We start from the raw sequence: 25,878 nt of genomic DNA on the forward strand, positions 1-25,878 counted from the left end.
GAAAAGTTCGCAATCAGACCCATTTTGATGTTGTAGACGAATGAAGGACACGCCTGATGGGTGTTCTGACTACCAGACCTGTCCATGATGGAAGGTCATATATTCTCGCTGATTTCAGGAGCTATTGATTATGCGTAACTTTGATTTATCCCCGCTGTACCGTTCTGCAATTGGTTTTGACCGCCTGTTTAACCTGCTAGAGAACAACCAGAGCCAGAGCAATGGCGGCTACCCTCCGTATAACGTTGAGCTGGTAGACGAAAACCACTACCGCATTGCGATTGCCGTTGCCGGTTTCGCAGAAAGCGAACTGGAAATTACCGCGCAGGATAACCTGCTGGTGGTGAAAGGCGCTCACGCGGATGAGCAAAAAGAACGTACTTACCTTTACCAGGGCATTGCGGAACGCAACTTTGAGCGCAAGTTCCAGTTAGCCGAGAACATTCATGTTCGTGGCGCGAATCTGGTAAACGGACTGCTGTATATCGAGCTTGAGCGCGTGATTCCGGAAGCGAACAAACCGCGCCGTATCGAGATCAACTAATTCCGCGGGCCGCGCTGCGCGGCCTGTTAAACAGTGCTTGCCGTCAGGGAGCACAGGCGAATCTGCGGATTCGCAAGCTTAACTCGCTTCTTAGAAGGAGAAACAACGATGCGTAACTACGATTTATCCCCTCTGCTGCGTCAATGGATCGGTTTCGACAAACTGGCCAGCGCGTTGCAAAATGCCGGTGAAAGCCAGAGCTTCCCGCCCTATAACATCGAAAAAAGCGACGATAACCACTACCGCATTACCCTTGCGCTGGCCGGTTTTCGTCAGGAAGATCTGGACATTCAACTGGAAGGCACACGGTTAACGGTAAAAGGCACCCCCGTACAGCCTGAAAAAGAGACCAAATGGTTACATCAGGGGCTGGTCAGCCAGGCGTTCAGCCTGAGCTTCACTCTGGCTGAAAATATGGAAGTCTCCGGCGCCACTTTCGTTAACGGGTTGCTGCATATCGATTTAACCCGCAATGTGCCGGAAACCCTTGCTCCGCAACGTATCGCCATTAGCGAACGTCCCGCGTTAAACAGCTAATAAAATAGCTCCTTGCCATTGCCCCGCCAGAAATGACGGGGCTTTTTTGTGTGAAGCGTACAACACGCCCGTCTTAAGCGCCTTTCCGGGTTTTTGTAACATCATAATGTGCGCCAGTCTGCATATATGCCTGAACGATTCAGTCATAATCCTTATAAATTCAAATGTTATTCACAGGGAAAAAAAATGAGTGATATAGCATTGACGGTCAGCGTTCTGGCGTTGGTGGCAGTTGTCGGATTATGGATCGGCAATATCAAGGTGCGGGGTGTCGGCTTCGGCATTGGGGGCGTGCTGTTCGGCGGGATTATCGTCGGCCACTTTGTCGACCAGGCAGGCGTGACGCTGAGCGGCGATATGCTGCACTTCATCCAGGAGTTTGGCCTGATCCTCTTTGTCTACACCATTGGCATTCAGGTGGGGCCGGGCTTCTTCGCCTCGCTGCGCGTTTCAGGCTTACGCCTCAACCTGTTTGCGATTCTGATAGTCATCATGGGCGGCCTGGTCACCGCAATCCTGCATAAAATCTTCGCTATCCCGCTGCCGGTGGTGCTGGGGATATTTTCTGGCGCGGTGACCAATACCCCGGCGCTGGGGGCAGGGCAGCAAATTCTGCGCGATCTGGGTACGCCCATGGAGGTGGTGGATCAGATGGGGATGAGCTACGCGATGGCTTATCCGTTTGGTATTTGCGGCATTTTGCTGACCATGTGGCTGATGCGGCTGATTTTCCGCGTCAATGTCGATGCGGAAGCGCGACAGCATGAATCGACGCTCACTCATGGACATTCACTGATACAGACCATCAATATCCGCGTTGAAAACCCTAACCTCAACAATATGGCGATCCAGGATGTGCCCATCCTGAACAGTGACAAAATTATCTGCTCGCGTCTGAAGCGTGAGGAGACGCTAATGGTGCCGTCGCCGACCACCGTCATTCAGATTGGCGATCTGTTGCACCTGGTTGGGCAGCCCGGCGATTTGCATAACGCCCAGCTGGTTATCGGTCAGGAAGTGGATACCTCGCTTTCAACGCGGGGCACCGATCTGCGCGTTGAGCGGGTGGTGGTGACTAACGAAAAAGTGCTCGGCAAGCGCATCCGCGATCTGCATTTTAAGGAACGTTACGATGTGGTGATCTCCCGACTCAACCGCGCAGGCGTTGAGCTGGTCGCCAGTAGCGATGCCAGCTTGCAGTTTGGCGACATTCTCAATCTGGTGGGCCGTCCAGCCTCGATCGATGCCGTGGCCAATGTCGTTGGAAACGCCCAGCAGAAGCTGCAGCAGGTACAGATGTTGCCGGTATTTATTGGTATCGGTTTGGGGGTATTGCTGGGCTCCATTCCGCTGTTCATTCCTGGCTTCCCGGTGGCCTTAAAACTGGGGCTGGCGGGTGGGCCGCTGATTATGGCGTTGATCCTCGGTCGTATCGGCAGCGTCGGTAAGCTGTACTGGTTTATGCCTCCGAGCGCCAACCTGGCGTTGCGGGAACTGGGTATTGTGCTTTTCCTGGCGGTTGTCGGCCTGAAATCAGGCGGTGACTTTATCGATACCCTGACCCAGGGCGAAGGCTTAAGCTGGATTGGCTACGGCATATTTATCACCGCGATCCCGTTGATTACCGTTGGTCTGCTGGCGCGAATTTTCGCCAAAATGAACTACCTGACGCTGTGCGGAATGCTGGCCGGTTCAATGACCGATCCGCCCGCGCTGGCGTTTGCGAATAACCTGCATGCCACCAGCGGCGCGGCGGCGCTCTCTTATGCCACGGTGTATCCGCTTGTGATGTTCCTGCGAATTATCACGCCGCAACTGCTGGCGGTGATTTTTTGGGGGTTAGGATAACGTTGGCTGCCGGATAGCGCTGTGAATTGCGCTTATCCGGCATACTCATTTTTACGTTTCAGCACTGCCGATGGCGCATAGCCAAATTTCTGTTTAAACGCCTTGCTGAAGTGAAACGAATCAAAAAAGTTGAGCCTGTCCGCCACCTGCCCGACGGTATTTCCCTCTTGCTTTAACAGCGACAACGCCAGTTCCAGCCGGGCATCCAGTACATATTCCTTCGGCGTCTTGCCGGTATAGCGTAAAAAGAGCCGACGTAGCCAGGCTTCGCTACAGGGAAGCGTTGCCGCCATATCAGCGACGCTCCAGCGCTGTTGCAAACTGGCATGGAGAGTGGCAATAAGTTTTTCAATTTGCAGACGTTGCGGATCTTTTTTACCTTCTGCGTCAATAAGACAAATCCACTGATAAATTATTTTGGTGAGAAACGCGACGGCAAGGTTATTTTTGATCGGCTCTGGCGACGTGATTAATTGTGAGACATATTCCAGTTCATTATTATAATCCTCACCCTGATAAATAACGCTTTGTTGACGAACAGGAATATCCATAACGCTGGTGGGCGTAAACTCCATCCAGTATTGTTCCCACAGCAATCCGTCACAATGATAAGACTGAATATCCGTCGGTTTTAAAAAAATGATGCAATTGCCATTAAGTGTAATTTGTTCGCCGTCTTTTAAGCGTATTTTCCCGCACCCCTGAACGGTATACACAGCGACCCAGGCGTTGGCGATTAGCGGTTTTTTCTTATCGCGTGGCCAAATAACCCGATACTGTTCATCGGCGAAGGTGTGCCACAGCGATATCAATGAAATGCCGCTGGAGATCACATTTTCATTAATCAACAGCGGAATATTGTACGTCGTTTCGTTTTTTACATGCGAACTTTGCAAATTTCCATTCATTTTAATTTCTCGCCGGAGAATTATGCTCACAACCTGAACATAACAGAAAAGGATCCGTTCAGGGATATGACGTATGTACTTTAAGAAATCTGACTGCCTGAACCGGCCTGTTATTGCTCTTCCCTACACCGAGCGCGCCGGGACATAAACACTAAAAGGGCTAAGAGATGAATACGCTACAAATTATGAGCTTTGTCGGCTTTACGCTGTTGGTGGCGGCGATCACCTGGTGGAAAGTACGCAAAACGGATACCGGTTCGCAACAGGGATATTTTCTGGCGGGGCGTTCACTGAAAGCGCCGGTTATCGCCGCGTCGTTAATGCTGACCAACCTGTCCACCGAACAGTTGGTGGGCCTTTCTGGCCAGGCGTACAAGGGCGGGATGTCGGTCATGGGATGGGAAGTGACGTCCGCTGTTACCTTAATTTTCCTCGCGCTGATCTTCCTGCCGCGTTATCTCCAGCGCGGCATCGCGACCATTCCTGATTTTCTTGAAGAGCGCTATGACAAAACGACGCGCATTATTATTGACTTCTGTTTTCTGATTGCGACTGGCGTCTGTTTTCTGCCGATCGTGTTGTATTCCGGCGCGCTGGCGTTAAACAGCCTGTTTCATATCAGCGAATCGCTGCAAATATCCCACGGCGCGGCGATCTGGCTGTTGGTTATTTTACTCGGGCTGGCGGGGATTATTTACGCGGTTATCGGCGGTCTGCGGGCAATGGCGGTGGCCGACTCTATCAACGGTATCGGTCTGGTGATTGGCGGCCTGTTAGTGCCCATATTTGGCTTAATGGCCATGGGGAAAGGCAGTTTTTTACAGGGTATTGAACAGCTCACTACCGTGCATGCGGAAAAATTAAACTCCATTGGCGGGGCGAACGATCCGTTGCCCATTGGCGCGGCGTTTACCGGCCTGATTCTGGTAAACACTTTTTACTGGTGCACAAATCAGGGCATTGTGCAGCGCACGCTGGCGTCGAAAAGCCTGGCGGAAGGGCAAAAAGGGGCGCTATTAACCGCCGTACTGAAAATGCTCGACCCGCTGGTGCTGGTATTGCCGGGATTGATTGCGTTTCACCTGTATCAGGATTTACCTAAAGCGGATATGGCGTACCCGACGCTGGTGAATAATGTGTTGCCGGTTCCGCTGGTGGGCTTTTTTGGCGCGGTATTATTTGGTGCGGTGATCAGCACCTTCAACGGTTTTCTTAATAGCGCCAGCACGTTATTCAGCATGGGCATTTATCGCCGCATCATCAACCCGCAGGCGCAACCAGACCAGCTTGTGCGCGTCGGACGTAAATTCGGCTTCTTCATCGCCATTATTTCCGTTCTGGTGGCGCCGTGGATCGCCAACGCGCCGGAAGGGCTTTACAGCTGGATGAAACAGCTTAACGGCATCTATAACGTACCGCTGGTGACGATTATTATCATGGGCTTTTTCTTCCCGCGGATTCCTGCCCTGGCGGCAAAAGTGGCGATGGCGCTGGGAATTGTCAGTTATATCACCATCAACTATCTGGTGAAGTTTGATTTTCACTTCCTCTATGTCCTGGCCTGTACCTTCTGCATCAATGTTTTCGTCATGCTCATCATCGGCGCGATCAAACCGCGCGCCACGCCGTTCAGGTTTCAGGACGCGTTTGCGGTGGACATGCAGCCGTGGAAAAACGCGAAGATCGCCTCCGTTGGCATCCTGTCCGCCATGATTGGCGTCTATTCCGGCCTCGCGCAGTTTGGTGGTTATTCTACCCGCTGGCTGACCATTCTCAGTTACGGCATAACAGCGCTGGTCATTTTTTATTTGATCTACAGCAGTTGGCAGACCCGCCGTTCTGCCGCTGCGACCTGTGTCCCTGACGCTAAGGAAAACGCATGACCCGGCCTAACTTTCTGTTCATCATGACCGACACTCAGGCAACCAATATGGTTGGGTGTTACAGCGGTAAGCCGCTGAACACGCATCATATTGACCAGCTGGCCGCCGAAGGTATCCGCTTCAATTCCGCCTTTACCTGTTCGCCGGTGTGCACGCCCGCCCGCGCGGGACTGTTTACCGGCATCTACGCCAATCAGTCCGGACCGTGGACGAACAATGTCGCGCCGGGGAAAAATATCTCCACGATGGGGCGTTATTTTAAAGATGCGGGCTACCACACCTGTTATATCGGGAAATGGCACCTTGACGGGCACGACTATTTTGGGACTGGCGAATGCCCGCCGGAATGGGACGCTGACTACTGGTACGACGGGGCGAATTACCTGGCGGAACTGAGTGAGAAAGAGATCGCCTTGTGGCGTAACGGCCTGAACAGCATAGACGATTTACAGGCCAACAACATTGATGAGACGTTTACCTGGGCGTATCGCATCAGCAACCGGGCGGTGGATTTTCTTCACCAGCCCGCCCGCGCTGACGAGCCATTTTTGATGGTTGTCTCCTACGACGAACCGCACCATCCGTTTACCTGCCCGGTAGCGTATTTGCAGAAATATCAGGATTTTTATTACGAACTGGGGGCGAAAGCGCGCGATACGCTGGCAAACAAGCCTGAACATCATCGCTTGTGGTCCCAGGCGATGCCCTCGCCGGTGGGCGAAGACGGGCGCTATCATCATCCGCTCTATTTTGCCTGCAACGACTTTGTTGACGATCAGATCGGACGGGTCATTAATGCTTTAACGCCGGAGCAAAGGGAAAATACCTGGGTGATCTACACGTCCGATCATGGCGAAATGATGGGCGCGCATCGGCTGATCAGTAAAGGGGCGGCGATGTACGATGACATCACGCGCATACCGCTGATCATCCGTTCGCCACAGGGCGAGCGCCGCCAGGTGGATACGCCGGTCAGCCATATCGATCTGCTGCCGACCCTGATGGCGCTGGCGGGTATGGATAAGCCGGATATTCTGCCGGGTGAAAATATTCTGGCCGCGCATTCGCCGCGCGGCGTGATGGTGGAGTTCAACCGCTACGAAATTGAACACGACAGCTTTGGCGGGTTTATTCCGGTGCGCTGCTGGGTGACGGAGGAATACAAGCTGGTGCTTAACCTGTTCACTACTGATGAACTCTATGACCGGAAAAACGATGCGGATGAGTTAAATAACCTGATCGATGACCCCGGGTTCACCGAGGTTCGCAACACGATGCACGATGCGCTACTGGATTATATGGACAAAATCCGCGATCCGTTTCGAACGTACCAGTGGAGTCTGCGCCCGTGGCGCAAAGACGCGCAGCCGCGCTGGATGGGCGCTTTCCGCCCGCGTCCTGAAGACGGTTATTCGCCGGTTGTACGTGATTACGATACCGGTTTGCCCACTCAGGGCGTGAAAGTGGAGGAGAAAAAACAGAAGTTCTGACTACAATGTTTGCTTGCCCGGCCTGCGTTTCCGCATACCCGTAGGCCGAATAAGGCGTCAGCCGCCCCGGCGCCAGGCAATATTGATGAAAAGGAGTCCTGATGAAGATTTCCCGCCTTGGAGAAGCGCCGGACTACCGCTTCTCGCTGGCAAACGAGCGTACATTTCTGGCGTGGATCCGCACCGCGCTGGGTTTTCTGGCGGCAGGCGTCGGTCTCGACCAGCTCGCGCCGGATTTCGCCACGCCGGTGATTCGTGAACTGTTGGCGCTACTGCTGTGCCTGTTTTCGGGCGGTCTGGCGATTTACGGCTATCTTCGCTGGCTACGTAACGAAAAGGCGATGCGCCTGAAAGAAGATCTACCCTACACGCATAGCTTGCTGATTATCAGCCTGATTTTGATGGTTGTGGCGGCGATCGTCATCGCGCTGGTGCTGTATGCCGGATAGCCGGAAAGCGCGGCGGATTGCCGACCCCGGGTTACAGCCTGAACGCACGTCGCTGGCCTGGTTTCGGACACTGCTGGGCTATGGCGCGTTGATGGCGCTGGCGGTCAAACACAACTGGCATCAGGCCGGATTTCTGTTCTGGGTCTCCATCGTGGTGCTGGCGGTAGTCGCGATTATCCTCTGGCGCTACACCCTGAATCGTAACTTGATGGACGTGACGCACCCGGATTTTTCGCAATCCAGAGCATTGCGTGACAAATTTATGATCTCCCTCGCGGTGTTATCCCTCGCAATACTGTTTGCTGTTACGCACATTCGCCAACTTATTGCCTTTATCGGGAATTTCGCATGACAGGATGTCAGGTCATGGCCAAGCCGGCCAGTTCACGTTGTAACCTTGATTGTCGTTACTGTTTTTATATCGATAAACCCACCCAGCCAGTGATGGATGACGCCACGCTCACGGCGTTTATCCAGCAACATATTGCTGCGCAGCCGGGGCCGGAGGTGCTGTTTGCCTGGCAGGGCGGCGAACCGACCCTTTGTGGCCTGGATTTTTTCCACCGCGTCGTTGCCTTACAAAAACAGTACGGCGAGGGGAAACAGATCCGCAACGCCTTCCAGACAAATGGCATAGTACTTAATGACGACTGGTGTCGTTTTCTGCATGACAACGGCTGGCTGGTTGGACTGTCGCTGGATGGTCCGGCGGCGCTGCACGACGCGTATCGCGTGAGCCGAAGCGGGCGCCCAACCCATCATAACGTCATCAACGCACTGGAGAAGCTTGTCGCGCATCGCGTCGCGTTCAACCTGTTGGTGGTGGTCAATCGGCTGAACAGCCAGCAGCCGGAGGAAATGTATCGCTATCTTCGTCAGCTCGGCACGCCGTTTTTGCAGTTTATTCCGTTGATGGAATATGACGAAACCGGCGCGTTGAGCGCAGAGTCCGTCGAGCCGCGGGCGTGGGGGGATTTTTTGAGCCGCGTGTTTGACCTCTGGGTGCGGGAAGATATTGGCCGCGTCTATGTCCAGCTTTTCGATTCGACGCTGGGCGTATGGTGCGGCTACCCGTCACAGATGTGTGCGTTAAGTAAAACCTGCGGTCATGCGTTTGCGCTGGAGGCGAATGGCGATCTGTATCAGTGCGACCATTACGTTTATCCGCAGTATCTGTTAGGTAATATTCATCACACGTTATTGAAAGTCATCAATGAGATGCCGCAGGTGGAGGCATTTGGTCGCAGTAAAAACACCACCCTGACCGCAACCTGTCAGCGCTGCGTCTGGCTAAAATTCTGCCATGGCGACTGCCCTAAACATCGGGATGCCTCAGGAAAAAGCCCGCTGTGCGCGGGCTACAGAGCCTTTTTTTCCCATACTGCGCCATATATGCGGGTGATGCGCGACCTCATTAAAAGGCATCGCTCACCGATGGAACTGATGGCGATGCTGCGCTAAGTGGCGGCAGACCGGTTACGCACTGCGCCATCCGGCCTGTTTCAACAGGAAACTAACGCCCTTTCGCAAGGTATTGCGCCATTTCCGCTTCCGGCACCATGCCGCCGCCGGTTGCCCAGACCACATGCGTCGCGCTGGCGAGCTGAGACGGCGTAAAACGGTGCATTCGCGAGTAGTCCGCCGAGGCGCAAACGCGCTGCGGCCCGGCCATACCCGCCAGTGCTGACGGTTCCAGACGGATATTTTCTTCCTGCGCCAGCCAGCCCAGCATGTCGTACATGGTCTGATCGTCGAGGGTATATAGCCCGTCCAGCAGGCGCTCCATGGCCCGGCCAACAAATCCTGAGGCGCGTCCCACGGCCAGCCCGTCAGCGGCGGTCACGTTATCAATCCCAATGTCCTGCACCGAGAGCGCGTCATGCAGGCCGGTATACACGCCGAGCAGCATACACGGCGAATGGGTTGGTTCGGCGAAAAAGCAGTGAACATGGTCGCCGAAGGCCAGTTTAAGACCAAACGCCACCCCGCCAGGACCGCCGCCCACGCCGCACGGCAGATAGACAAACAGCGGATGCGCGGCGTCCACCACCCGCCCCTGTTTTTCAAACTGCGCCTTCAGACGCTGCCCGGCCACCGCATAGCCTAAAAACAGCGTGCGCGAGTTTTCATCGTCGATAAAGAAGCAGTTCGGGTCGGCCTCCGCCGCCTTGCGCCCCTGCTCCACCGCCACGCCGTAATCCTCTTCATACTCAACCACGGTAACGCCGTGGCTGCGCAGTTTAGCCTTTTTCCACGCGCGGGCGTCAGCGGACATATGCACGGTGACCTTAAAGCCGATGCGGGCGCTCATAATACCGATCGACAGCCCGAGATTGCCTGTTGAACCTACCGCAATACTGTACTGGCTGAAAAAGGCTTTGAACTCCGGACTGAGAAGCGCGCTGTAATCATCTTCGGTGGTCAACAGACCGGCTTCCAGCGCCAGTTTCTCTGCGTGAGTCAGCACTTCATAAATGCCGCCGCGGGCTTTAATGGAGCCGGAGATTGGCAGATGACTGTCTTTTTTGAGCAAGATTTCGCCGCTGATGGCCTGTCCATACTCTTTTTCCAGCCGTTGTTGCATTGCCGGAATTGCCACCACGTCAGATTCAATAATCCCGCCGCTAACAGCGGTTTCCGGAAAGGCTTTAGCGAGATACGGCGCAAAGCGGGCCAGCCGGGCGTGCGCACCTTTAACGTCGGCTTCCGTTAACCCCACGTAAGGTAAACCTTCTGCAAGAGAGGTCGTGGCAGGGTTAAACCAGGTGGTTTCTTTCAGCGCCACCAGATCCTCTACCAGGGGATAACGGGTCATGAGTTGTTGAATGTTTTCCATAGTACGTCTCTTTGCATTCAGATGATAAAGGAAAGCAGGAATGTGCAGGCCAGCGCAATGACCGAGGCGATAAATGTCGCGGTCGTATAGTATTTGAACGTTTCATTCAGCGTTGCGCCACAATACTGCTTCACCAGCCAGAAGAGGGAATCGGTCACGATCGTGCAGCCAATGGCGCCGGAACCGATGGCAATGGCGATGATCTCAGGACTTACGTTGGGATAGAGCGGCAGCATCGGGGCGACAATCGCCGTTGCCCCCATCATCGCGACGGTGGCGGAACCGACCGCGGCATGAAGAATCAACGCCACCAGCCAGGCCAGCAGGATCGGATGCATATCCATGTTCGAGAGGATCACCGCCAGCGTATCCGCCAGTCCGCTACTTTTAAGGATCGCGTTAAACGCGCCGCCAGCACCGATAATCAGCAGGATATTGGCAATCGAACCGAAGCCGTTTTCGGTGTGGGTCAACATCGTGCCCATGCTCATCTGCTGGCGCAGGCCAAGAATGTAATAAGCCACAAAGACGGCGATGAACATGGCGGTAATTGGGTTGCCGATAAACTCCAGCAGCGTATACAACGTGCTGCCTTTGGCCATGTTTAACTCTGCGACGGTTTTCAGCAGCATCAGGCCAATGGGCAGCAACACGGTAAACAGCGTTGCGCCTAAAGACGGCAGCGTACTTTCTTCGCGCACCTTAAGGTCGGAAAACTCGGCCGGTACTGCCTTAAACGGCAGGCGGTTGCCGAGAAACTTCAGGAACAGCGGCCCGCCAACCAGCGACGCCATCAACCCTACCAGCAGGCCGTAAACGATCACCGAACCGATATCCGCGCCCAGTTTATTCGCCACAAACAGGGCAGCCGGGTGCGGCGGCACCACGCAGTGGACGGCCATCAGCGCGGTACAAAGAGGAATGGCGAGCTTAAGCAGCGAGGTATTGGTTTTCTTCGCAATAGAGAACGCCAGCGGAATGAGCAGCACCACGCCCACTTCCACAAACAGGGTGATCCCGCAGATCAGCCCCACCAGCACCATAATGACGTCGGCGGAGAGCCAGCGGCAACGCTGGAGCGTCAACCCGATGCGTTCCGCCGCGCCGGAAACTTCCATCATTTTGCCAAGAATGGTGCCAAGCCCGATAACTGCGGCGAGGAAGCCCAGCGTACCGCCGATCCCGCTTTCAACGGCATTGACCATGTCCAGCGGTCCCATGCCCATCATGGTTCCCACGAAGAAGCTGGCGAGCAACAGCGCCAGAAACGGGTGGAATTTGAATTTCACGATGGTCAATACAATTAACACGATGCTTACCAGCAGCGTGCTCACAACCCAGATTTGAGAGTGCATATCTCACCTTGCCCTGTGATTTACCTGCTTCCATTGGACGAAAAAACAGCACGCGCTGACAAACGATATAAATACGCTTTCACATGAACCAGATTGAACCAAACAGGTGATATATGTCGAAAAAAGAGGCGTAATTGCGATCTGATTCACTGTAGTTCATCTTAGTGCTGAATTTTTGCGCGCGATTTTTTACACTTTGTCAGGGATTGTTTTTACTGAGGCATCGATGGAACCTGTTCGCGACGTACGCAACCAGCTACTGAACGGCTGGCAGCTCTCTAAACTCTACACTTTCGAAGTGGCGGCCCGGCATCAGTCGTTTGCCCTGGCGGCCGACGAACTCTCGCTCACGCCGAGCGCCATCAGCCATCGCATTAACCAACTGGAAGAGGAACTGGGGATTCAGCTGTTCGTGCGGTCGCACCGTAAGGTTGAGCTGACCCATGAAGGCAAGCGGGTATTCTGGGCGCTGAAGTCATCACTGGATACGCTGAACCAGGAAATACTCGATATTAAGAATCAGGAACTGTCCGGGACCCTTACCGTCTATTCGCGACCATCCATTGCGCAATGCTGGCTGGTACCTGCGCTGGGCGACTTTACCCGACGTTATCCCTCCATTTCCCTGACGATCCTGACCGGAAACGACAACGTCAATTTACAGCGGGCCGGGGTTGACCTGGCGATCTACTTCGACGACGCGCCGTCTGCACAGTTGGCGCACCATTTTTTAATGGATGAGGCCATTCTGCCGGTCTGCAGCCCGGACTATGCGCGCCGTTTCGCGTTGGAGGGACGGCTGGCAAATCTGCGTCACTGTACGTTGCTGCACGATCGTCAGGCGTGGAGCAACGATTCGGGAACCGACGAGTGGTACAGCTGGGCGCAGCATTTTGAGGTGAATTTACCGCAATCGTCAGGGATTGGCTTCGATCGTTCGGATTTAGCGGTGATTGCCGCAATGAATCATATTGGCGTGGCGATGGGGCGTAAGCGGCTGGTGCAGAAACGTCTGGAGAGTGGTGAGCTGGTCGCCCCATTCGGTGAAATGGCCTTAACCTGTCATCAACATTATTACATGACAACGCTGCCCGGCAGGCAGTGGCCGAAAATCGAGGCGTTTATCGGCTGGTTACACGAACAGGCCGGACGCTAAGCCCGGCCTGCCAGGGTTAAATGGCCTGTCCCTGATGCGACAGGCGGGACGCCAGCGGCAACCAGCAAAGTAAAATCAGCAGTCCCATCAAAGACATTAACAGACCGAGACTGCCCTGGCCGGTTTGCGGCAGCATCGCCGAAAGCCAGGCCAGCACGCCGGAGCCGATATTTTGCAGGCCGCCGACCAGCGCGCCCGCCGTCCCGGCGAGAAACGGAAACGGCTCCATTGCGCCGCTGGTCGCCAGCGGGAACAGCATTCCTGCGCCAAAGAAAAACAGCGCAGCGGGGATCAACAGCGTCCAGACATTCATCACGCCGAACCAGCCGGGGACCCACATCATCAGTCCCGCCAGCAGACAGCTAATCACTGACTGCCACATCAGTGTGGAAAAGCGCTTATTCGGCCGACCGGCAAACCAAGCGCCGAAAAACGCCGCCGGAATCGGCAGGATAAACAGAATGCTGACCACCATGCTGTTCAGGCCGAGTACGGCGCCCATCAGCACGCCGGAACAGGCTTCAAATACCGCAATCCCGGCCAGACCGCCAATCAGCATCAGCAGATAACAGTTAAATGCGCCGTTGCCGAACAGGGTTTTATAGCTGACGATAAGTCGCGTGCGTGGCGCACCCGCCGGGCGCGTTTCCGGCATCCAGCGCGCCATGCTGAAGGTGACGCCCGCGCAAAGCACCAGCAGGAAAACGTAACAGGCGCGCCAGTTCCACATTGTATCCAGCAGGCCGCCGAGCAGGGGAGCCAGCAGCGGGCTGACCAGAATCCCCATATTCAGCAGACTGTTGGCGTGGCGCAGTTGCGTGCCTTCGTACAGGTCACGCGGCAGGGTACGCGCCATCACGCCGCCGACGCCGGTACCCATCCCCTGTAGCGCGCTGGCGGCAATGAGTACCGTCAGGCTATGGGTGGTAATGGCAACAAGGGTGGCGAGCATAAAAATGGACATCCCGACGAGGATCACCGGGCGACGGCCCACACGGTCAGACAGGGGACCATAGATCAGTTGCGACACACCGTAAGTCAGAAGATAGGCCGCCATTACGCTCTGAACGGCCCCTTCCCGGACGTTCAGATCTCGCGCCATATCGGCGATGGCGGGGATATAAATGGTTTGCGCCATCTGACCTACCGCCACAAGTAGTACCAACATCAACAACAAATTGACGCTTCTCTGCCTTTTCATTTCGCTGATTACTTTTCAAAAAGAGAAAAAATAAGAATAAGGTGCTGTGCATTCCCATAAATGCGAGTGAAATCTACCACACAAAACGCAGAAGGCCAGTGAGCAGGCAGGAATGAAAAACAGCTGAACGGCAGGAAATGTAAACAAATAGCGGCAATAAATGTTGCCGGAATGCATCAGGTTACATCGCTGTCGGATAAGGCGTAAGCGCCGCCACGCGCCTGTCACGCCTCATGACAGGCGCAGTAAAATCGCCCCGGCGGCAATGCCTCCGGCGGCTACCAGTCGCAGTCCGGCGACTCGCTCTTTCAGCAGAAGCCAGGCGATCAGCGCGCCAAACAGAATGGAGGTTTCCCGCAGCGCGGCGACCACCGCCAGCGGCGCCTGGGTCATTGCCCACAGCGCCAGGCCATAGGAACCCATGGTGCCGATACCGCCAAAAATCCCTTTTTTCCAGTGCTGTGCCAGATAGCGCGACGCTTCGCGACGCCGGGCAAGCATTGCCCAGCCGAGCAGACACGAACCGTTGAGGAAAAAGGTCCACAGCGTATAGCCCAGCGCGGTTTCCGACAGCCTGACGCCGGTACCGTCTACCAGCGTGTATCCGGCAATGAAACAGGCGTTAATCAGTGCGAGCACAATGCCCTGCTGCGAGCTGGCGCGACCGTTAAAAGCCATGCCGAGGATTGCCAGGCAGATCACCGCAATACCCGTCCACGCCAGTAACGACAGACTGTCCCCCAGAAACAACACGCTGATAACCGCGACCAGTAACGGCGCAGTGCCGCGCATCAGCGGGTAGGTTTGGCTCATGTCCGAAACCTGATACGTCCGCGCGACCAGCACGGTGTAAATGACCTGCAGGGCGGTTGAAGCGGCTAAAAACGGGATGCTGGCGCTTGAGGGCTGCGGCGCGAAAGGCAGGAAGATTAACGCCATGATGGCGGCCGATCCGCTGACGCTGATAGCGGCATACAGCTTATCGTTTCCGGCTTTCACGATGGCGTTCCAGCTGGCATGCAGCAGTGCGGCGAACAGCAAAATACAGAAAACGGAAAGGGTCATGGCTCAGGCATCGTCAGGGAGTGTCATAAAAACGTAACATAACCAGCGGACGCACGCATCCGGGGAACGCGCCATGTGAAAGGGGAGCGGTTGCCCGCTCCCCTTTGGTGCGACTTGAATCTGAATTACTTGTAATATTTCAGAACGGCATCAAGCAGTTGCATAACTGCAACAATGAGTTTCAGGATAAGAATGGTGATATCCACGAGGCTCATACGCGTCTCCTTATGGTAAAAGGAGCACGGTGCTGACGTGCCTTTCCGCCGCCTGTTGCCAGCACCTTCGTTGACATAACACAGTGTGCTCTCTGGGGGGTTAAGGCGCTGACGGCACCACCCGTTTCAGCCAGGACTTCATTGCGCCGGTTAACGATGCGGCCCCACCTGACACACTGTGTACTGAGTTATTATAGATAAATACTGTATGGATGAACAGTAATTTATGGACAGATTTAATCTTCTGATCCATACTCAAAAACGTCAAAATTCGCGCCGAAATTGCGTGTTCCTCACAGAACGCGTATACTTTTGCTGTTGACATAACACAGTGTGCTTTGCGGTCACCAACCGCATAACGCTGAAAAAACCTCGCTCCGGCGGGGTTTTTTGTTTTTAGCGTTTTTTTCCCTGAAACGTGATCGTTGACGCATTTTCATGCAGATGAAATTTTTTCCATTGTCTCGCTTAAAAAGCTGTGCTTGTATAAATCCAGTTAATGAATAAACAGACAAGGCCCCTAATGACCCCTTTCATGCTGACTGCGACCCTACTAAACACTGCGCCATCTCGCGCAGCGGTCGTCGTGCGTGTGGTGGTGGTCGTCGGCAATGCGCCGTAGGGTCCGGAACAACACACGATTCCAAAACCCCGCCGGCGCAAACCGGGCGGGGTTTTTCGTTTAGAGACCTGCCCGGCGCCCCGGCCAAGAAAAAAGGACTGGAGCATGGCAAGTTCGGGCACAACAGCAACATCCACGCGTAAGCGCTTCACCGGCGCGGAATTTATCGTACATTTTCTGGAGCGACAGGGTATTCAGATTGTCACCGGTATTCCCGGCGGGTCGATACTCCCCGTCTACGACGCCTTAAGCCAGAGTACGCAAATTCGTCATATTCTGGCGCGTCATGAGCAAGGGGCGGGATTTATCGCCCAGGGCATGGCGCGTACCGACGGCAAACCCGCCGTTTGTATGGCCTGTAGCGGGCCTGGCGCAACCAACCTGGTGACCGCTATCGCCGATGCGCGTCTGGACTCTATCCCGCTGGTTTGCATCACCGGCCAGGTTCCGGCGTCGATGATTGGCACCGACGCCTTCCAGGAAGTCGACACCTACGGCATTTCTATCCCCATCACAAAACACAACTATCTGGTCAGACATATCGATGAATTACCGCAGGTGATGAGCGACGCCTTTCGCCTTGCTCAGTCAGGTCGTCCTGGCCCGGTGTGGATAGACATACCTAAGGACGTCCAGACCGCAGTTTTTGAGATCGACGCGATGCCGGCTCCGGCGGAGAAAATGGCGGCGCCAGCCTTTAGCGAGCAGAGCGTGCGCGACGCGGCGGCAATGATTAACGCGGCGAAGCGTCCGGTGCTGTATCTCGGCGGCGGCGTGATTAACGCCCCTGAGCGGGTACGCCAACTGGCGGAAAAAGCGCAGTTGCCGACCACCATGACGCTGATGGCGCTGGGCATGTTGCCGAAGGCGCATCCGTTGTCGCTGGGTATGCTGGGGATGCACGGCGCGCGCAGTACCAACTACATCCTGCAGGAGGCAGATCTGCTGGTGGTGCTGGGCGCGCGTTTTGATGACCGGGCGATTGGCAAAACCGAACAGTTCTGCCCGAACGCCAGAATTATTCACGTGGATATCGACCGCGCCGAGCTGGGCAAAATCAAGCAGCCGCACGTGGCTATTCAGGCGGACGTGGACGAGGTGCTGTCACAGTTAATTCCGCAGATTGAGGCGCAGCCGCGCACGGAGTGGCATCAACTGGTGCGCGATCTGCAGCGCGAGTTCCCGTGTACCATTCCGCAGGAAAGCGATCCGCTCAGCCACTACGGGTTGATTAACGCCGTAGCCGCCTGCGTGGATGACAACGCGATTATTACCACCGATGTGGGGCAGCACCAGATGTGGGCGGCGCAGGCCTATCCGCTGAACCGTCCGCGCCAGTGGCTGACCTCCGGCGGTCTGGGCACCATGGGCTTTGGCCTGCCCGCGGCGATTGGCGCGGCGCTGGCGAACCCGGACAAAAAAGTGCTGTGCTTCTCCGGCGACGGTAGCCTGATGATGAACATTCAGGAGATGGCGACCGCCAGCGAAAACCAACTGGATGTGAAAATCATCCTGATGAATAACGAAGCGCTGGGGCTGGTGCATCAGCAGCAGAGCCTGTTTTACAAGCAGGGTGTGTTTGCCGCCACTTATCCGGGAATGATTAACTTTATGCAGATTGCCGCCGGGTTTGGTCTGGAAACCTGCGATTTAAATAACGAAGCCGACCCGCAGGCGGCGCTGCAGGCGATTATCAGCCGTCCGGGTCCGGCGCTGATCCACGTGCGTATTGATGCAGAAGAAAAAGTGTATCCGATGGTACCGCCGGGCGCGGCCAATACTGAGATGGTGGGGGAATAAGCCATGCAGAAACAATCACATGAAAACGTTATTCTGGAACTCACCGTCCGTAACCATCCCGGCGTTATGACGCACGTCTGTGGGTTGTTCGCCCGTCGCGCGTTTAACGTGGAAGGGATCCTCTGCCTGCCGATTCAGGGCAGCGACCAAAGCCGCATCTGGCTACTGGTGAACGATGATCAACGTCTTGAGCAGATGATCGCCCAGATCGACAAGCTAGAAGATGTGGCGAAAGTGGTGCGCAACCAGTCCGATCCCACCATGTTTAACAAAATTGCGGTATTCTTCGAATAAATCGCTCATTGCTTGAACACCCGCGCGCTTATCGTTAAGGTAAGCGCGTTTTTTTATCCGCCCGCCAGGAACGCGCCATGACCACCATCGCCCTTATCGACGACCATCTTATCGTCCGCTCTGGATTCGCCCAGCTTCTGAACCTTGAGCCTGATTTTCAGGTGGTGGCTGAGTTTGGTTCCGGGCGTGAGGCGCTTGCTGGCCTGCCGGGGCGCGGCGTGCAGGTGTGTATCTGCGACATCTCAATGCCTGACGTTTCCGGGCTGGCGTTGCTGAGTCAACTGCCAAAAGGCATGGCGACCATCATGCTTTCGGTACATGACAGCCCGGCGCTGGTGGAGCAGGCGCTAAACGCCGGCGCACGGGGATTTCTTTCCAAACGTTGCAGCCCGGACGAGCTGATTGCCGCTGTGCATACGGTTGCGACCGGCGGCTGCTATCTGACCCCGGATATCGCCATCAAGCTGGCTGCGGGCAGGCAGGATCCGCTGACAAAACGCGAGCGTCAGGTGGCGGAAAAACTGGCGCAAGGGATGGCGGTCAAAGAGATTGCCGCCGAGCTGGGCCTCTCGCCTAAAACGGTGCACGTGCATCGCGCGAATCTGATGGAAAAACTGGGCGTCAACAATGACGTTGAGCTGGCGCGCAGAATGTTTGACGGCTGGCAATGAACACGCATCTTTCCCGATTTATCACCGTAATCGCCTGCTTTTTTATTTTCTCCGCCGCCTGGTTTTGCCTGTGGAGCATCAGCCTGCATCTGGTGGAGCGCCCTGAGCTGGCGGTGCTGCTGTTCCCCTTCGGCCTGCGCCTGGGGTTGATGTTGCAATGCCCGCGCGGCTACTGGCCGGTGCTGCTTGGCGCGGAGTGGCTGCTGGTTCTCTGGCTGGCGCAGGAAGTGGCGCTGGCGCACCCGATATTATTGATGATCGGCAGTGCGCTAACGCTGATACCGGTGGCGCTGATCTCCCGTTACCGTCACCAGCGCGACTGGCGCACATTGTTGCTACAGGGGGCCGCTCTCACCGCAGCGGCGCTGTTGCAGTCCTTGCCCTGGCTTGGGCAGGGAGAGCAGGCGTGGAACGCCCTGCTGCTGACGCTCACCGGCGGCTTAACGCTGGCCCCCATCTGTCTGGTGTTCTGGCATTATCTCACCAGCGCCATCTGGCTGCCGCTTGGTCCGGCGCTGGTTTCGCAGCCGGTAAACTGGCGCGCCCGGCATCTCATCTGGTATCTGCTGCTGTTTGTGGTCAGCCTGTGGCTACAGCTTGGTCTGCCCGCTGAATTATCGCGCTTCACGCCGTTTTGTCTGGCGCTGCCGATCATCGCGCTGGCCTGGCACTACGGCTGGCAGGGAGCATTGATTGCGACGCTGATGAACGCCATCGCGCTGATCGCCAGCCAGACCTGGCACGATCATCCGGTGGATTTACTGCTTTCACTGCTGGCGCAAAGCCTCACCGGACTGCTGCTTGGCGCAGGGATCCAACGCTTGCGCGAGCTGAACCAGTCGCTGCAAAACGAACTGGCGCGCAATCACCGTCTGGCGGAACGGCTGCTGGAAACTGAAGAGAGCGTACGCCGGGAGGTGGCGCGCGAGCTGCACGATGACATCGGTCAGACCGTTACCGCCATCCGCACCCAGGCCGGTATCGTTCAGCGACTGGCGGGAGATAACGGCGGCGCGAAGCAGAGCGGGCAGTTGATCGAACAGCTGTCGCTCGGCGTGTACGATTCGGTACGTTGTCTGCTGGGGCGCCTGCGCCCGCGTCAGTTGGACGATCTTACGCTTGAACAGGCCATACGTTCTTTGATGCGTGAAATGGAGCTGGAAAGCCGCGGCATCATCAGCCATCTCGACTGGCGGATAGACGAGTCTGCGCTCAGCGAAAGCCAGCGGGTGACGCTGTTCCGCGTCTGTCAGGAAGGGCTGAACAATATTGTCAAACATGCCAGCGCCAGCGCGGTCACGATACAGGGCTGGCAGCATGACGAGCGCCTGATGCTGGTGATTGAAGATGACGGCTGCGGCCTGCCGCCGGGCTCCGGTCAGCAGGGATTTGGCCTGACTGGTATGCGGGAACGCGTGACGGCGCTCGGCGGTTCGCTCTCTATTTCCTGTACTCACGGCACGCGCGTCAGCGTTTCGTTGCCGCAGCGTTATGCCTAAGGAGCGGCGATGTTTCAGTTTTTAAAGGCCCCGGCCAGCGCGCCGTTGATGACCGATAAACAGGAAATTGATGCCCGCTACCGCTACTGGCGACGGCATATCCTGTTAACCATCTGGCTTGGCTATGCGCTGTTTTATTTTACCCGTAAGAGCTTTAATGCCGCCGTGCCGGAGATCCTCGCCAGCGGCGTGCTGACCCGCAGCGATATCGGTCTGCTGGCGACGCTCTTTTATATCACCTACGGTCTGTCGAAGTTTGTGTCGGGTGTCGTCAGCGACCGCTCGAACGCGAGATACTTTATGGGGGCAGGACTTATCGCCACTGGCATGGTGAATATTCTTTTCGGCTTTTCCTCCTCGCTGTGGGCGTTTGCGCTACTGTGGGCGCTGAACGCCTTTTTCCAGGGATGGGGCGCGCCGGTGTGTGCGCGTTTGCTCACCGCCTGGTACTCGCGCAACGAGCGCGGCGGCTGGTGGGCTATCTGGAATACCGCACACAACGTCGGCGGCGCGCTGATCCCCATCGTGATGGCCGCCACCGCGCTGCACTACGGTTGGCGGGCGGGGATGATGATTGCCGGAACGATGGCGATTGCCGTCGGCATTGTGCTGTGCTGGCGGCTGCGCGACCGCCCCCAGGCCGTGGGTCTACCGCCCGTGGGCGACTGGCGGCACGATGCGCTGGAGATTGCCCAGCAGCAGGAGGGCGCAGGCCTTAACCGTAAAGCGATCCTCACCAAATACGTGCTGCTTAACCCGTACATCTGGCTGCTGTCGCTCTGTTATGTACTGGTGTACGTGGTGCGCGCGGCCATCAACGACTGGGGCAACCTGTATATGTCTGAGACGCTGGATGTGGATCTGGTGACCGCCAACTCGGCGGTGACCATGTTCGAGCTGGGCGGATTTATCGGCGCGCTGGTGGCGGGCTGGGGCTCGGACAAACTGTTCAATGGCAACCGTGGCCCGATGAACCTCATTTTTGCCGCCGGGATCCTGCTTTCCGTCGGCTCGCTGTGGCTGATGCCGTTCGCCAGCTACGTCATGCAGGCGGCGTGCTTCTTCACGACGGGCTTTTTCGTTTTTGGCCCACAAATGCTAATCGGCATGGCGGCGGCGGAGTGTTCGCACAAAGAGGCGGCGGGCGCGGCCACCGGCTTTGTCGGGCTGTTTGCCTATCTTGGCGCCTCGCTCTCCGGCTGGCCGCTGGCGCAGGTGCTGGAGATCTGGCACTGGACGGGATTCTTTGTGGTGATTAGCGTGGCATCGGGCATTTCTGCACTCTTGCTGCTGCCATTTTTAAACGCACAGGCGCCGCGCATGGTCAGCGAAGCGTGATGCGCTTCACCTTTTGGTGCCGAGTGGCGCAAAACTAAGACATTTTCCCGGTTTTACCTGGACGCTGTCTCAGGCATCTCTCCCGGCTGATTTTTACAATGCGGTAAAAATCAGCTCAGGAGTAAACCAACCATGCTGGCCTTCCTCAATCAGGTGCGCAAGCCGACCCTGGATCTGCCGCTCGATGTGCGGCGTAAGATGTGGTTCAAACCGTTCATGCAGTCTTATCTGGTGGTCTTTATCGGCTACCTGACCATGTACCTGATCCGCAAAAACTTTAACATCGCCCAGAACGACATGATCTCGACCTACGGGCTGAGCATGACGCAACTGGGGATGATTGGCCTTGGCTTCTCCATCACCTATGGGGTGGGGAAAACGCTGGTTTCTTATTATGCTGACGGTAAGAATACCAAGCAGTTCCTGCCGTTTATGCTGATCCTCTCGGCGCTCTGTATGCTCGGCTTCAGCGCCAGCATGGGCAGTGGCTCTGTCAGCCTGTTCCTGATGATCGCCTTCTACGCCCTGAGCGGTTTCTTCCAGAGTACCGGCGGGTCGTGCAGCTACTCCACCATCACCAAATGGACCCCGCGGCGCAAGCGCGGCACCTTCCTTGGCTTCTGGAACATCTCTCATAACCTCGGCGGCGCGGGCGCGGCTGGCGTGGCGCTGTTCGGCGCGAACGTCCTGTTCGACGGCCACGTGATCGGTATGTTTATCTTTCCGTCGGTTATCGCCCTGATTGTCGGCTTTATCGGCCTGCGCTTCGGCAGCGACTCCCCGGAATCTTACGGTCTCGGCAAAGCCGAAGAGTTGTTCGGCGAGGAGATCAGCGAAGAGGACAAAGAGACCGAAGAGAACGAGATGTCCAAATGGCAGATCTTTGTTGAATACGTGCTGAAAAACAAAGTGATCTGGCTGCTGTGCTTCTCGAATATCTTCCTGTACGTCGTGCGCATCGGTATCGACCAGTGGTCAACCGTGTATGCTTTCCAGGAGCTGAAGCTCTCGAAAGAGGTGGCGATTCAGGGCTTTACCCTGTTCGAAGTGGGCGCGCTGGTCGGCACGCTGCTGTGGGGCTGGCTCTCGGATCTCGCCAACGGCCGTCGCGCGCTGGTGGCGTGTATCGCGCTGGCGCTGATTATCGCCACGCTCGGCGTATACCAGCACGCCAGCAACCAGTATGTCTACCTGGCGTCCCTGTTTGCGCTCGGCTTCCTCGTCTTTGGCCCGCAGCTGCTGATCGGCGTGGCGGCGGTTGGCTTCGTACCGAAAAAAGCGATCGGCGCCGCCGATGGGATCAAAGGCACCTTCGCCTACCTGATCGGCGACAGCTTCGCCAAGCTGGGCCTGGGGATGATCGCCGACGGCACGCCGATTTTCGGCCTCACCGGCTGGGCGGGCACCTTCGCGGCGCTGGATGCGGCAGCGATTGGCTGTATCGTCCTGATGGCGATGGTGGCGGTGCTGGAAGAACGTAAGATCCGCCGTGAAAATCGTGCCCAGAAATTAAAAGTAGCCTGAGTGTGCAGGTAACTTCTTTGCCCGGTGTGTGATGCCGGGCTTTTTTGTTCTGAACTCCACTCTTTACCCCGCTTTACACACCCGCTCCGTCTGATGCTCTACAGTGTTATTTTGCTGCCGCCTTTCGCGCAGCCTTTGACCTTTATTTCCTGGAGAGCTTGCATGATGTCCCGACGATTATCCTGTCTGGCGCTGTTGATGGCGCTGGCAACCCCCGCAATGGCTGCGGATGCCCCCACATACGGCGAGAAGCTGGAAGGTTTCGACTACGGCTGGCCGGTTCAGCACTTTATCTTTACCTCGCAGCAACAATCTCTGGATATGGCTTATCTGGACGTGAAGCCGGAAAAACCCAATGGCCGCACCGTGGTGCTGATGCACGGCAAAAACTTCTGTGCCGGAACGTGGGATGGCACGATCCGCGCGCTCTCAGCCAGCGGGTATCGCGTGGTGGCACCTGACCAGGTTGGCTTCTGTAAATCCACCAAGCCGGAGCGGTATCAGTACACCTTCCAGCAGCTGGCGGATAACACCCATGCGCTACTGGAGAAGCTGGGCGTTGAACGGGCGACGGTGATCGGACATTCCACCGGCGGCATGCTGGCGACCCGTTACGCGCTGATGTGGCCGCAGCAGGTGGAGCAGCTGGTGATGGTCAACCCGATAGGCCTGGAGGACTGGAAAGCGCGCGGCGTGCCGCACATTACGGTCGACCAGTGGTACCAGCGCGAGCTGAAGGTCAGCGCCGACGGCATTCGTCAGTACGAGAAAAATACCTACTACGCCGGAGAGTGGAAGCCGGAGTACGAGCGTTGGGTCACCATGCTCGCCGGGCTGAACAACGGGCCGGGAAAAGAACGTGTGGCCTGGAACTCGGCGCTGCTCTACGACATGATCTACACCCAGCCGGTGATCTACGAATTTAGCGAACTCAACATGCCGGTATTATTGATGATCGGCACCAGGGACAACACCGCCATCGGGAAAGATCTCGCCCCGCCGGAGATCCGCAAAATGCTCGGCAACTATGCGGTGCTCGGGAAGGAGACGGCGAAGCGCATCCCGCACGCGACGCTGGTGGAATTTAACGACATGGGCCATGCGCCGCAGATGCAGGACCCCGCGCGCTTCCACGAGGCGCTGCTTAAGGGGCTTCAGGCTCGCTGACTGGTTTGCAGTAACAGCCCGCGCAGCCACGCCTGCGCGGGATTGCGGTGCGTTCTGCCGTGCCAGGCCATGCTTTTGGTAAAGCCAGGCACGGGAACTGGCGTCTCGCAGACGAACATCCCCGCCTGATTTTCCGCGATGCGTGACGGCACGACGGCAATCATATCGCTGAAGGTCAGCACGTCCGGCAGGACCAAAAAGTGGCTCACCGAGAGCCCCACGTGCCGCGTCCGGCCAATTTTCTCCAGCGCGCTATCGGTTACCCCGCGAAAGCCGTCTCCCTCGTAAGAGACCAGCACATGCTCAAGGGCGCAAAATCGGTCTACCGTCATTGGCTCTCCGGCGTTTGGATGATCGGCGCGCATCATGCATACGTACCGTTCATCATAAAGCGCACGGCTGTGAAGCTCATCGGGCGTGGTGGGGGGGGTGATAAGCGCTACGTCAATAGCGCCCTGCTCAAGCTGGCTGACAAGGCTGCCGGGGGTAACGGGCACCACGCGCACGCGGATGCCAGGCGCCTGTGCCTTAAGGGCGGCGATAAACGGCACAACGACTGCGCGCAGGGCGTAATCCGTAGCGGCAAGAGTGAAGGTGAGGCGAGCGGTATTAGGGTCAAAGGCAACGGGCTGAAGCAGTACGTCGATATCCGCGAGAATGCGCTTCACCGGAGCGGCCAGCGCTTCCGCGCGCGTGGTTGGCACCATGCCGTGCGGGGCGCGGATAAAGAGCGGATCGTCGAAGTAGTCCCGCAGGCGGTTGAGCATGCCGCTGACAGCAGGTTGGGTCAGAGCAAGACGCGCCGCCGCGCGGGTGACGCTGCGTTCATCCAGCAGAGCGTCGAGCGCTTTCAGCAGGTTAAGATCCAGCGTGCGCAGATCCGCTTTCATGACGATTTTCCACCTCTTTTCCGTTCACTATTATGGCGCTGCCCGCTGTCGACGCATTGCGTTTCCCGCTATGATGAGCGGCTAGTCTAAGGAGAACGCATGGTCTGGATAATGCTGGCAACGCTTGCCGTGGTGTTTGTGGTTGGGTTTCGCGTCCTGACTTCCGATTCCCGCCGCGCCATCAAACGTTTAAGCGAGCGTCTGGGAGTCACCCCGATGCCGGTCGAGTCGATGATTGACCAGTTCGGCAAAACGCCGGGCAATGAGTTTATCCGCTACCTCGAGCGCCCCGACGAGGCGCACCTGCAAAATGCCGCCCAGGTGCTGCTGATCTGGCAGGTCTGCGTTGTCGACGGTAGCGAAGAGAATCTGCATTCCTGGCACCGCATGCTGCGTAAAGCCCGTCTGGCCGCGCCGATCACCGATGCGCAAATCCGCCTCGCGCTCGGCTTCATGCGCGAGATAGAACCCGATCCGCAGGAGCTTAACGCCTTCCAGCTGCGCTATAACCAGCTTTTCCTCCCGGAAGAGGGCGTGTTTTATCTTCACTGATATCACGAAACGTGATGAAGAGTATAAAGCATCG

Annotated in this window: 25 protein-coding genes and 1 other annotated feature; of the genes, 18 read left to right on the plus strand and 7 right to left on the minus strand. The window is 56.5% G+C overall.

Annotated features, from left to right (window positions below; translation table 11 throughout):
* The first annotated feature begins 64 nt into the window (after window positions 1-64).
* Window positions 65-137: a sequence feature (ROSE (Repression Of Heat Shock gene Expression) occurs in the 5'-region of heat shock genes and acts as an RNA thermometer to modulate expression.), on the plus strand.
* The 3 genes from ibpA (at window position 131) to JY391_RS00080 (ending at window position 2,929) form a co-directional block, all read left to right on the plus strand.
* Entirely contained in the window at window positions 131-544 is a 414-nt protein-coding gene (gene ibpA, locus JY391_RS00070) for a small heat shock chaperone IbpA (protein WP_001532742.1), read from the plus strand. (Overlaps the previous feature by 7 nt.)
* Before the next feature lie 108 nt (window positions 545-652).
* Window positions 653-1,081, plus strand: a complete 429-nt coding sequence (gene ibpB / locus JY391_RS00075; protein ID WP_042287214.1) for a small heat shock chaperone IbpB — start codon at window positions 653-655, stop codon at window positions 1,079-1,081.
* Between the two features lie 186 nt (window positions 1,082-1,267).
* The gene (locus JY391_RS00080) at window positions 1,268-2,929 is read left to right on the plus strand and encodes a putative transporter (protein ID WP_042287210.1); all 1,662 of its coding nucleotides are present in this window, start codon (window positions 1,268-1,270) and stop codon (window positions 2,927-2,929) included.
* A gap of 32 nt (window positions 2,930-2,961) precedes the next feature.
* Here JY391_RS00080 and JY391_RS00085 read toward each other — a convergent pair whose 3' ends face one another.
* The gene (locus tag JY391_RS00085) at window positions 2,962-3,837 is read right to left on the minus strand and encodes a helix-turn-helix transcriptional regulator (protein WP_060569971.1); all 876 of its coding nucleotides are present in this window, start codon (window positions 3,835-3,837) and stop codon (window positions 2,962-2,964) included.
* 167 nt (window positions 3,838-4,004) lie between these two features.
* Between JY391_RS00085 and JY391_RS00090 the strand changes: the two genes are divergently transcribed.
* The 5 genes from JY391_RS00090 (at window position 4,005) to JY391_RS00110 (ending at window position 9,120) form a co-directional block, all read left to right on the plus strand.
* Complete coding sequence (locus JY391_RS00090; protein ID WP_211935048.1) at window positions 4,005-5,720, plus strand: solute:sodium symporter family transporter; 1,716 nt, start codon at window positions 4,005-4,007, stop codon at window positions 5,718-5,720.
* The gene (locus JY391_RS00095) at window positions 5,717-7,210 is read left to right on the plus strand and encodes a sulfatase-like hydrolase/transferase (RefSeq protein ID WP_211935049.1); all 1,494 of its coding nucleotides are present in this window, start codon (window positions 5,717-5,719) and stop codon (window positions 7,208-7,210) included. The genes JY391_RS00090 and JY391_RS00095 overlap by 4 nt, the downstream gene beginning before the upstream one ends.
* Window positions 7,211-7,311: 101 nt before the next feature.
* On the plus strand, window positions 7,312-7,659 hold the full coding sequence (locus JY391_RS00100; protein ID WP_042287198.1) for a YidH family protein: 348 nt from the start codon (window positions 7,312-7,314) through the stop codon (window positions 7,657-7,659).
* Window positions 7,649-8,011 carry a DUF202 domain-containing protein gene (locus JY391_RS00105; protein WP_211935050.1) on the plus strand — a complete coding sequence of 121 codons (363 nt, stop codon included), beginning with the start codon at window positions 7,649-7,651 and terminating at the stop codon, window positions 8,009-8,011. Before JY391_RS00100 ends, JY391_RS00105 begins: the two co-directional genes overlap by 11 nt.
* Window positions 8,008-9,120 carry an anaerobic sulfatase maturase gene (locus JY391_RS00110; RefSeq protein ID WP_211935051.1) on the plus strand — a complete coding sequence of 371 codons (1,113 nt, stop codon included), beginning with the start codon at window positions 8,008-8,010 and terminating at the stop codon, window positions 9,118-9,120. Before JY391_RS00105 ends, JY391_RS00110 begins: the two co-directional genes overlap by 4 nt.
* Window positions 9,121-9,172: 52 nt before the next feature.
* Here the strand turns inward: JY391_RS00110 and dsdA are convergent, their stop codons facing one another.
* Window positions 9,173-10,495: a D-serine ammonia-lyase gene (gene dsdA, locus JY391_RS00115; RefSeq protein WP_200035972.1), complete on the minus strand. Its 1,323-nt coding sequence runs from the start codon at window positions 10,493-10,495 to the stop codon at window positions 9,173-9,175.
* 17 nt (window positions 10,496-10,512) lie between these two features.
* Complete coding sequence (dsdX, locus tag JY391_RS00120) at window positions 10,513-11,850, minus strand: D-serine transporter DsdX (RefSeq protein ID WP_042287186.1); 1,338 nt, start codon at window positions 11,848-11,850, stop codon at window positions 10,513-10,515.
* Window positions 11,851-12,076: 226 nt separating this feature from the next.
* On the opposite strand from dsdX, the gene dsdC reads away from it, so the two are divergent.
* Window positions 12,077-13,006, plus strand: a complete 930-nt coding sequence (gene dsdC, locus JY391_RS00125; protein WP_042287184.1) for a DNA-binding transcriptional regulator DsdC — start codon at window positions 12,077-12,079, stop codon at window positions 13,004-13,006.
* Between the two features lie 16 nt (window positions 13,007-13,022).
* On the opposite strand, the gene emrD is transcribed toward dsdC, so the two are convergent.
* The 3 genes from emrD to tisB form a co-directional block, all read right to left on the minus strand.
* Complete coding sequence (emrD, locus tag JY391_RS00130) at window positions 13,023-14,207, minus strand: multidrug efflux MFS transporter EmrD (protein ID WP_042287181.1); 1,185 nt, start codon at window positions 14,205-14,207, stop codon at window positions 13,023-13,025.
* 231 nt (window positions 14,208-14,438) lie between these two features.
* Window positions 14,439-15,272, minus strand: a complete 834-nt coding sequence (locus JY391_RS00135) for an EamA family transporter (RefSeq protein ID WP_211935052.1) — start codon at window positions 15,270-15,272, stop codon at window positions 14,439-14,441.
* Between the two features lie 125 nt (window positions 15,273-15,397).
* On the minus strand, window positions 15,398-15,487 hold the full coding sequence (tisB, locus tag JY391_RS00140) for a type I toxin-antitoxin system toxin TisB (protein WP_042287176.1): 90 nt from the start codon (window positions 15,485-15,487) through the stop codon (window positions 15,398-15,400).
* A gap of 523 nt (window positions 15,488-16,010) precedes the next feature.
* Here tisB and ivbL point away from each other — a divergent pair.
* From ivbL to JY391_RS00180, 8 genes are all read left to right on the plus strand, one after another.
* A complete protein-coding gene (gene ivbL / locus JY391_RS00145) occupies window positions 16,011-16,109 on the plus strand; it encodes an ilvB operon leader peptide IvbL (protein ID WP_042287173.1) in 99 nt (32 codons plus the stop codon).
* A 105-nt stretch (window positions 16,110-16,214) separates the two neighbouring features.
* Window positions 16,215-17,909: an acetolactate synthase large subunit gene (gene ilvB / locus JY391_RS00150; RefSeq protein ID WP_211935053.1), complete on the plus strand. Its 1,695-nt coding sequence runs from the start codon at window positions 16,215-16,217 to the stop codon at window positions 17,907-17,909.
* Between the two features lie 3 nt (window positions 17,910-17,912).
* A complete protein-coding gene (ilvN, locus tag JY391_RS00155; protein ID WP_012908032.1) occupies window positions 17,913-18,203 on the plus strand; it encodes an acetolactate synthase small subunit in 291 nt (96 codons plus the stop codon).
* A gap of 77 nt (window positions 18,204-18,280) precedes the next feature.
* Window positions 18,281-18,874 (plus strand): response regulator transcription factor UhpA, encoded by a 594-nt coding sequence (gene uhpA / locus JY391_RS00160; RefSeq protein ID WP_042287167.1) that lies wholly within the window; start codon window positions 18,281-18,283, stop codon window positions 18,872-18,874.
* Window positions 18,871-20,373, plus strand: a complete 1,503-nt coding sequence (uhpB, locus tag JY391_RS00165; RefSeq protein WP_211935054.1) for a signal transduction histidine-protein kinase/phosphatase UhpB — start codon at window positions 18,871-18,873, stop codon at window positions 20,371-20,373. Before uhpA ends, uhpB begins: the two co-directional genes overlap by 4 nt.
* 9 nt (window positions 20,374-20,382) lie before the next feature.
* Window positions 20,383-21,711 carry an MFS transporter gene (locus JY391_RS00170; RefSeq protein WP_211935055.1) on the plus strand — a complete coding sequence of 443 codons (1,329 nt, stop codon included), beginning with the start codon at window positions 20,383-20,385 and terminating at the stop codon, window positions 21,709-21,711.
* A 132-nt stretch (window positions 21,712-21,843) separates the two neighbouring features.
* Window positions 21,844-23,235 carry a hexose-6-phosphate:phosphate antiporter UhpT gene (gene uhpT, locus JY391_RS00175; protein ID WP_211935056.1) on the plus strand — a complete coding sequence of 464 codons (1,392 nt, stop codon included), beginning with the start codon at window positions 21,844-21,846 and terminating at the stop codon, window positions 23,233-23,235.
* 162 nt (window positions 23,236-23,397) lie between these two features.
* Entirely contained in the window at window positions 23,398-24,402 is a 1,005-nt protein-coding gene (locus JY391_RS00180) for an alpha/beta fold hydrolase (RefSeq protein WP_211935057.1), read from the plus strand.
* On the opposite strand, the gene JY391_RS00185 is transcribed toward JY391_RS00180, so the two are convergent.
* The gene (locus JY391_RS00185) at window positions 24,390-25,292 is read right to left on the minus strand and encodes a LysR family transcriptional regulator (protein WP_211935058.1); all 903 of its coding nucleotides are present in this window, start codon (window positions 25,290-25,292) and stop codon (window positions 24,390-24,392) included. The two genes, JY391_RS00180 and JY391_RS00185, sit on opposite strands and share 13 nt — an antisense overlap.
* Before the next feature lie 99 nt (window positions 25,293-25,391).
* On the opposite strand from JY391_RS00185, the gene JY391_RS00190 reads away from it, so the two are divergent.
* On the plus strand, window positions 25,392-25,844 hold the full coding sequence (locus JY391_RS00190; protein WP_205612640.1) for a DUF1198 domain-containing protein: 453 nt from the start codon (window positions 25,392-25,394) through the stop codon (window positions 25,842-25,844).
* Window positions 25,845-25,878 lie beyond the last annotated feature (34 nt).

This window comes from Citrobacter sedlakii, from assembly GCF_018128425.1.
In the GTDB taxonomy this organism is placed as follows: domain Bacteria; phylum Pseudomonadota; class Gammaproteobacteria; order Enterobacterales; family Enterobacteriaceae; genus Citrobacter_A; species Citrobacter_A sedlakii.

Excerpts from the sequence above, each read along its gene's own strand:
- JY391_RS00110 (WP_211935051.1), top strand. The coding sequence starts at position 8,008 with ATGACAGGATGTCAGGTCATGGCCAAGCCGGCCAGTTCACGTTGTAAC.
- uhpB (WP_211935054.1), top strand. The coding sequence starts at position 18,871 with ATGAACACGCATCTTTCCCGATTTATCACCGTAATCGCCTGCTTTTTT.
- ilvB (WP_211935053.1), top strand. The coding sequence starts at position 16,215 with ATGGCAAGTTCGGGCACAACAGCAACATCCACGCGTAAGCGCTTCACC.
- ilvN (WP_012908032.1), top strand. The coding sequence starts at position 17,913 with ATGCAGAAACAATCACATGAAAACGTTATTCTGGAACTCACCGTCCGT.
- uhpT (WP_211935056.1), top strand. The coding sequence starts at position 21,844 with ATGCTGGCCTTCCTCAATCAGGTGCGCAAGCCGACCCTGGATCTGCCG.
- dsdA (WP_200035972.1), bottom strand. The coding sequence starts at position 10,495 with ATGGAAAACATTCAACAACTCATGACCCGTTATCCCCTGGTAGAGGAT.
- uhpA (WP_042287167.1), top strand. The coding sequence starts at position 18,281 with ATGACCACCATCGCCCTTATCGACGACCATCTTATCGTCCGCTCTGGA.
- JY391_RS00085 (WP_060569971.1), bottom strand. The coding sequence starts at position 3,837 with ATGAATGGAAATTTGCAAAGTTCGCATGTAAAAAACGAAACGACGTAC.
- JY391_RS00135 (WP_211935052.1), bottom strand. The coding sequence starts at position 15,272 with ATGACCCTTTCCGTTTTCTGTATTTTGCTGTTCGCCGCACTGCTGCAT.
- dsdX (WP_042287186.1), bottom strand. The coding sequence starts at position 11,850 with ATGCACTCTCAAATCTGGGTTGTGAGCACGCTGCTGGTAAGCATCGTG.
- ibpB (WP_042287214.1), top strand. The coding sequence starts at position 653 with ATGCGTAACTACGATTTATCCCCTCTGCTGCGTCAATGGATCGGTTTC.
- JY391_RS00170 (WP_211935055.1), top strand. The coding sequence starts at position 20,383 with ATGTTTCAGTTTTTAAAGGCCCCGGCCAGCGCGCCGTTGATGACCGAT.
- JY391_RS00180 (WP_211935057.1), top strand. The coding sequence starts at position 23,398 with ATGATGTCCCGACGATTATCCTGTCTGGCGCTGTTGATGGCGCTGGCA.
- JY391_RS00190 (WP_205612640.1), top strand. The coding sequence starts at position 25,392 with ATGGTCTGGATAATGCTGGCAACGCTTGCCGTGGTGTTTGTGGTTGGG.
- JY391_RS00090 (WP_211935048.1), top strand. The coding sequence starts at position 4,005 with ATGAATACGCTACAAATTATGAGCTTTGTCGGCTTTACGCTGTTGGTG.
- JY391_RS00080 (WP_042287210.1), top strand. The coding sequence starts at position 1,268 with ATGAGTGATATAGCATTGACGGTCAGCGTTCTGGCGTTGGTGGCAGTT.
- JY391_RS00095 (WP_211935049.1), top strand. The coding sequence starts at position 5,717 with ATGACCCGGCCTAACTTTCTGTTCATCATGACCGACACTCAGGCAACC.
- ivbL (WP_042287173.1), top strand. The coding sequence starts at position 16,011 with ATGACCCCTTTCATGCTGACTGCGACCCTACTAAACACTGCGCCATCT.
- ibpA (WP_001532742.1), top strand. The coding sequence starts at position 131 with ATGCGTAACTTTGATTTATCCCCGCTGTACCGTTCTGCAATTGGTTTT.
- dsdC (WP_042287184.1), top strand. The coding sequence starts at position 12,077 with ATGGAACCTGTTCGCGACGTACGCAACCAGCTACTGAACGGCTGGCAG.
- JY391_RS00100 (WP_042287198.1), top strand. The coding sequence starts at position 7,312 with ATGAAGATTTCCCGCCTTGGAGAAGCGCCGGACTACCGCTTCTCGCTG.
- tisB (WP_042287176.1), bottom strand. The coding sequence starts at position 15,487 with ATGAGCCTCGTGGATATCACCATTCTTATCCTGAAACTCATTGTTGCA.
- JY391_RS00105 (WP_211935050.1), top strand. The coding sequence starts at position 7,649 with ATGCCGGATAGCCGGAAAGCGCGGCGGATTGCCGACCCCGGGTTACAG.
- emrD (WP_042287181.1), bottom strand. The coding sequence starts at position 14,207 with ATGAAAAGGCAGAGAAGCGTCAATTTGTTGTTGATGTTGGTACTACTT.
- JY391_RS00185 (WP_211935058.1), bottom strand. The coding sequence starts at position 25,292 with ATGAAAGCGGATCTGCGCACGCTGGATCTTAACCTGCTGAAAGCGCTC.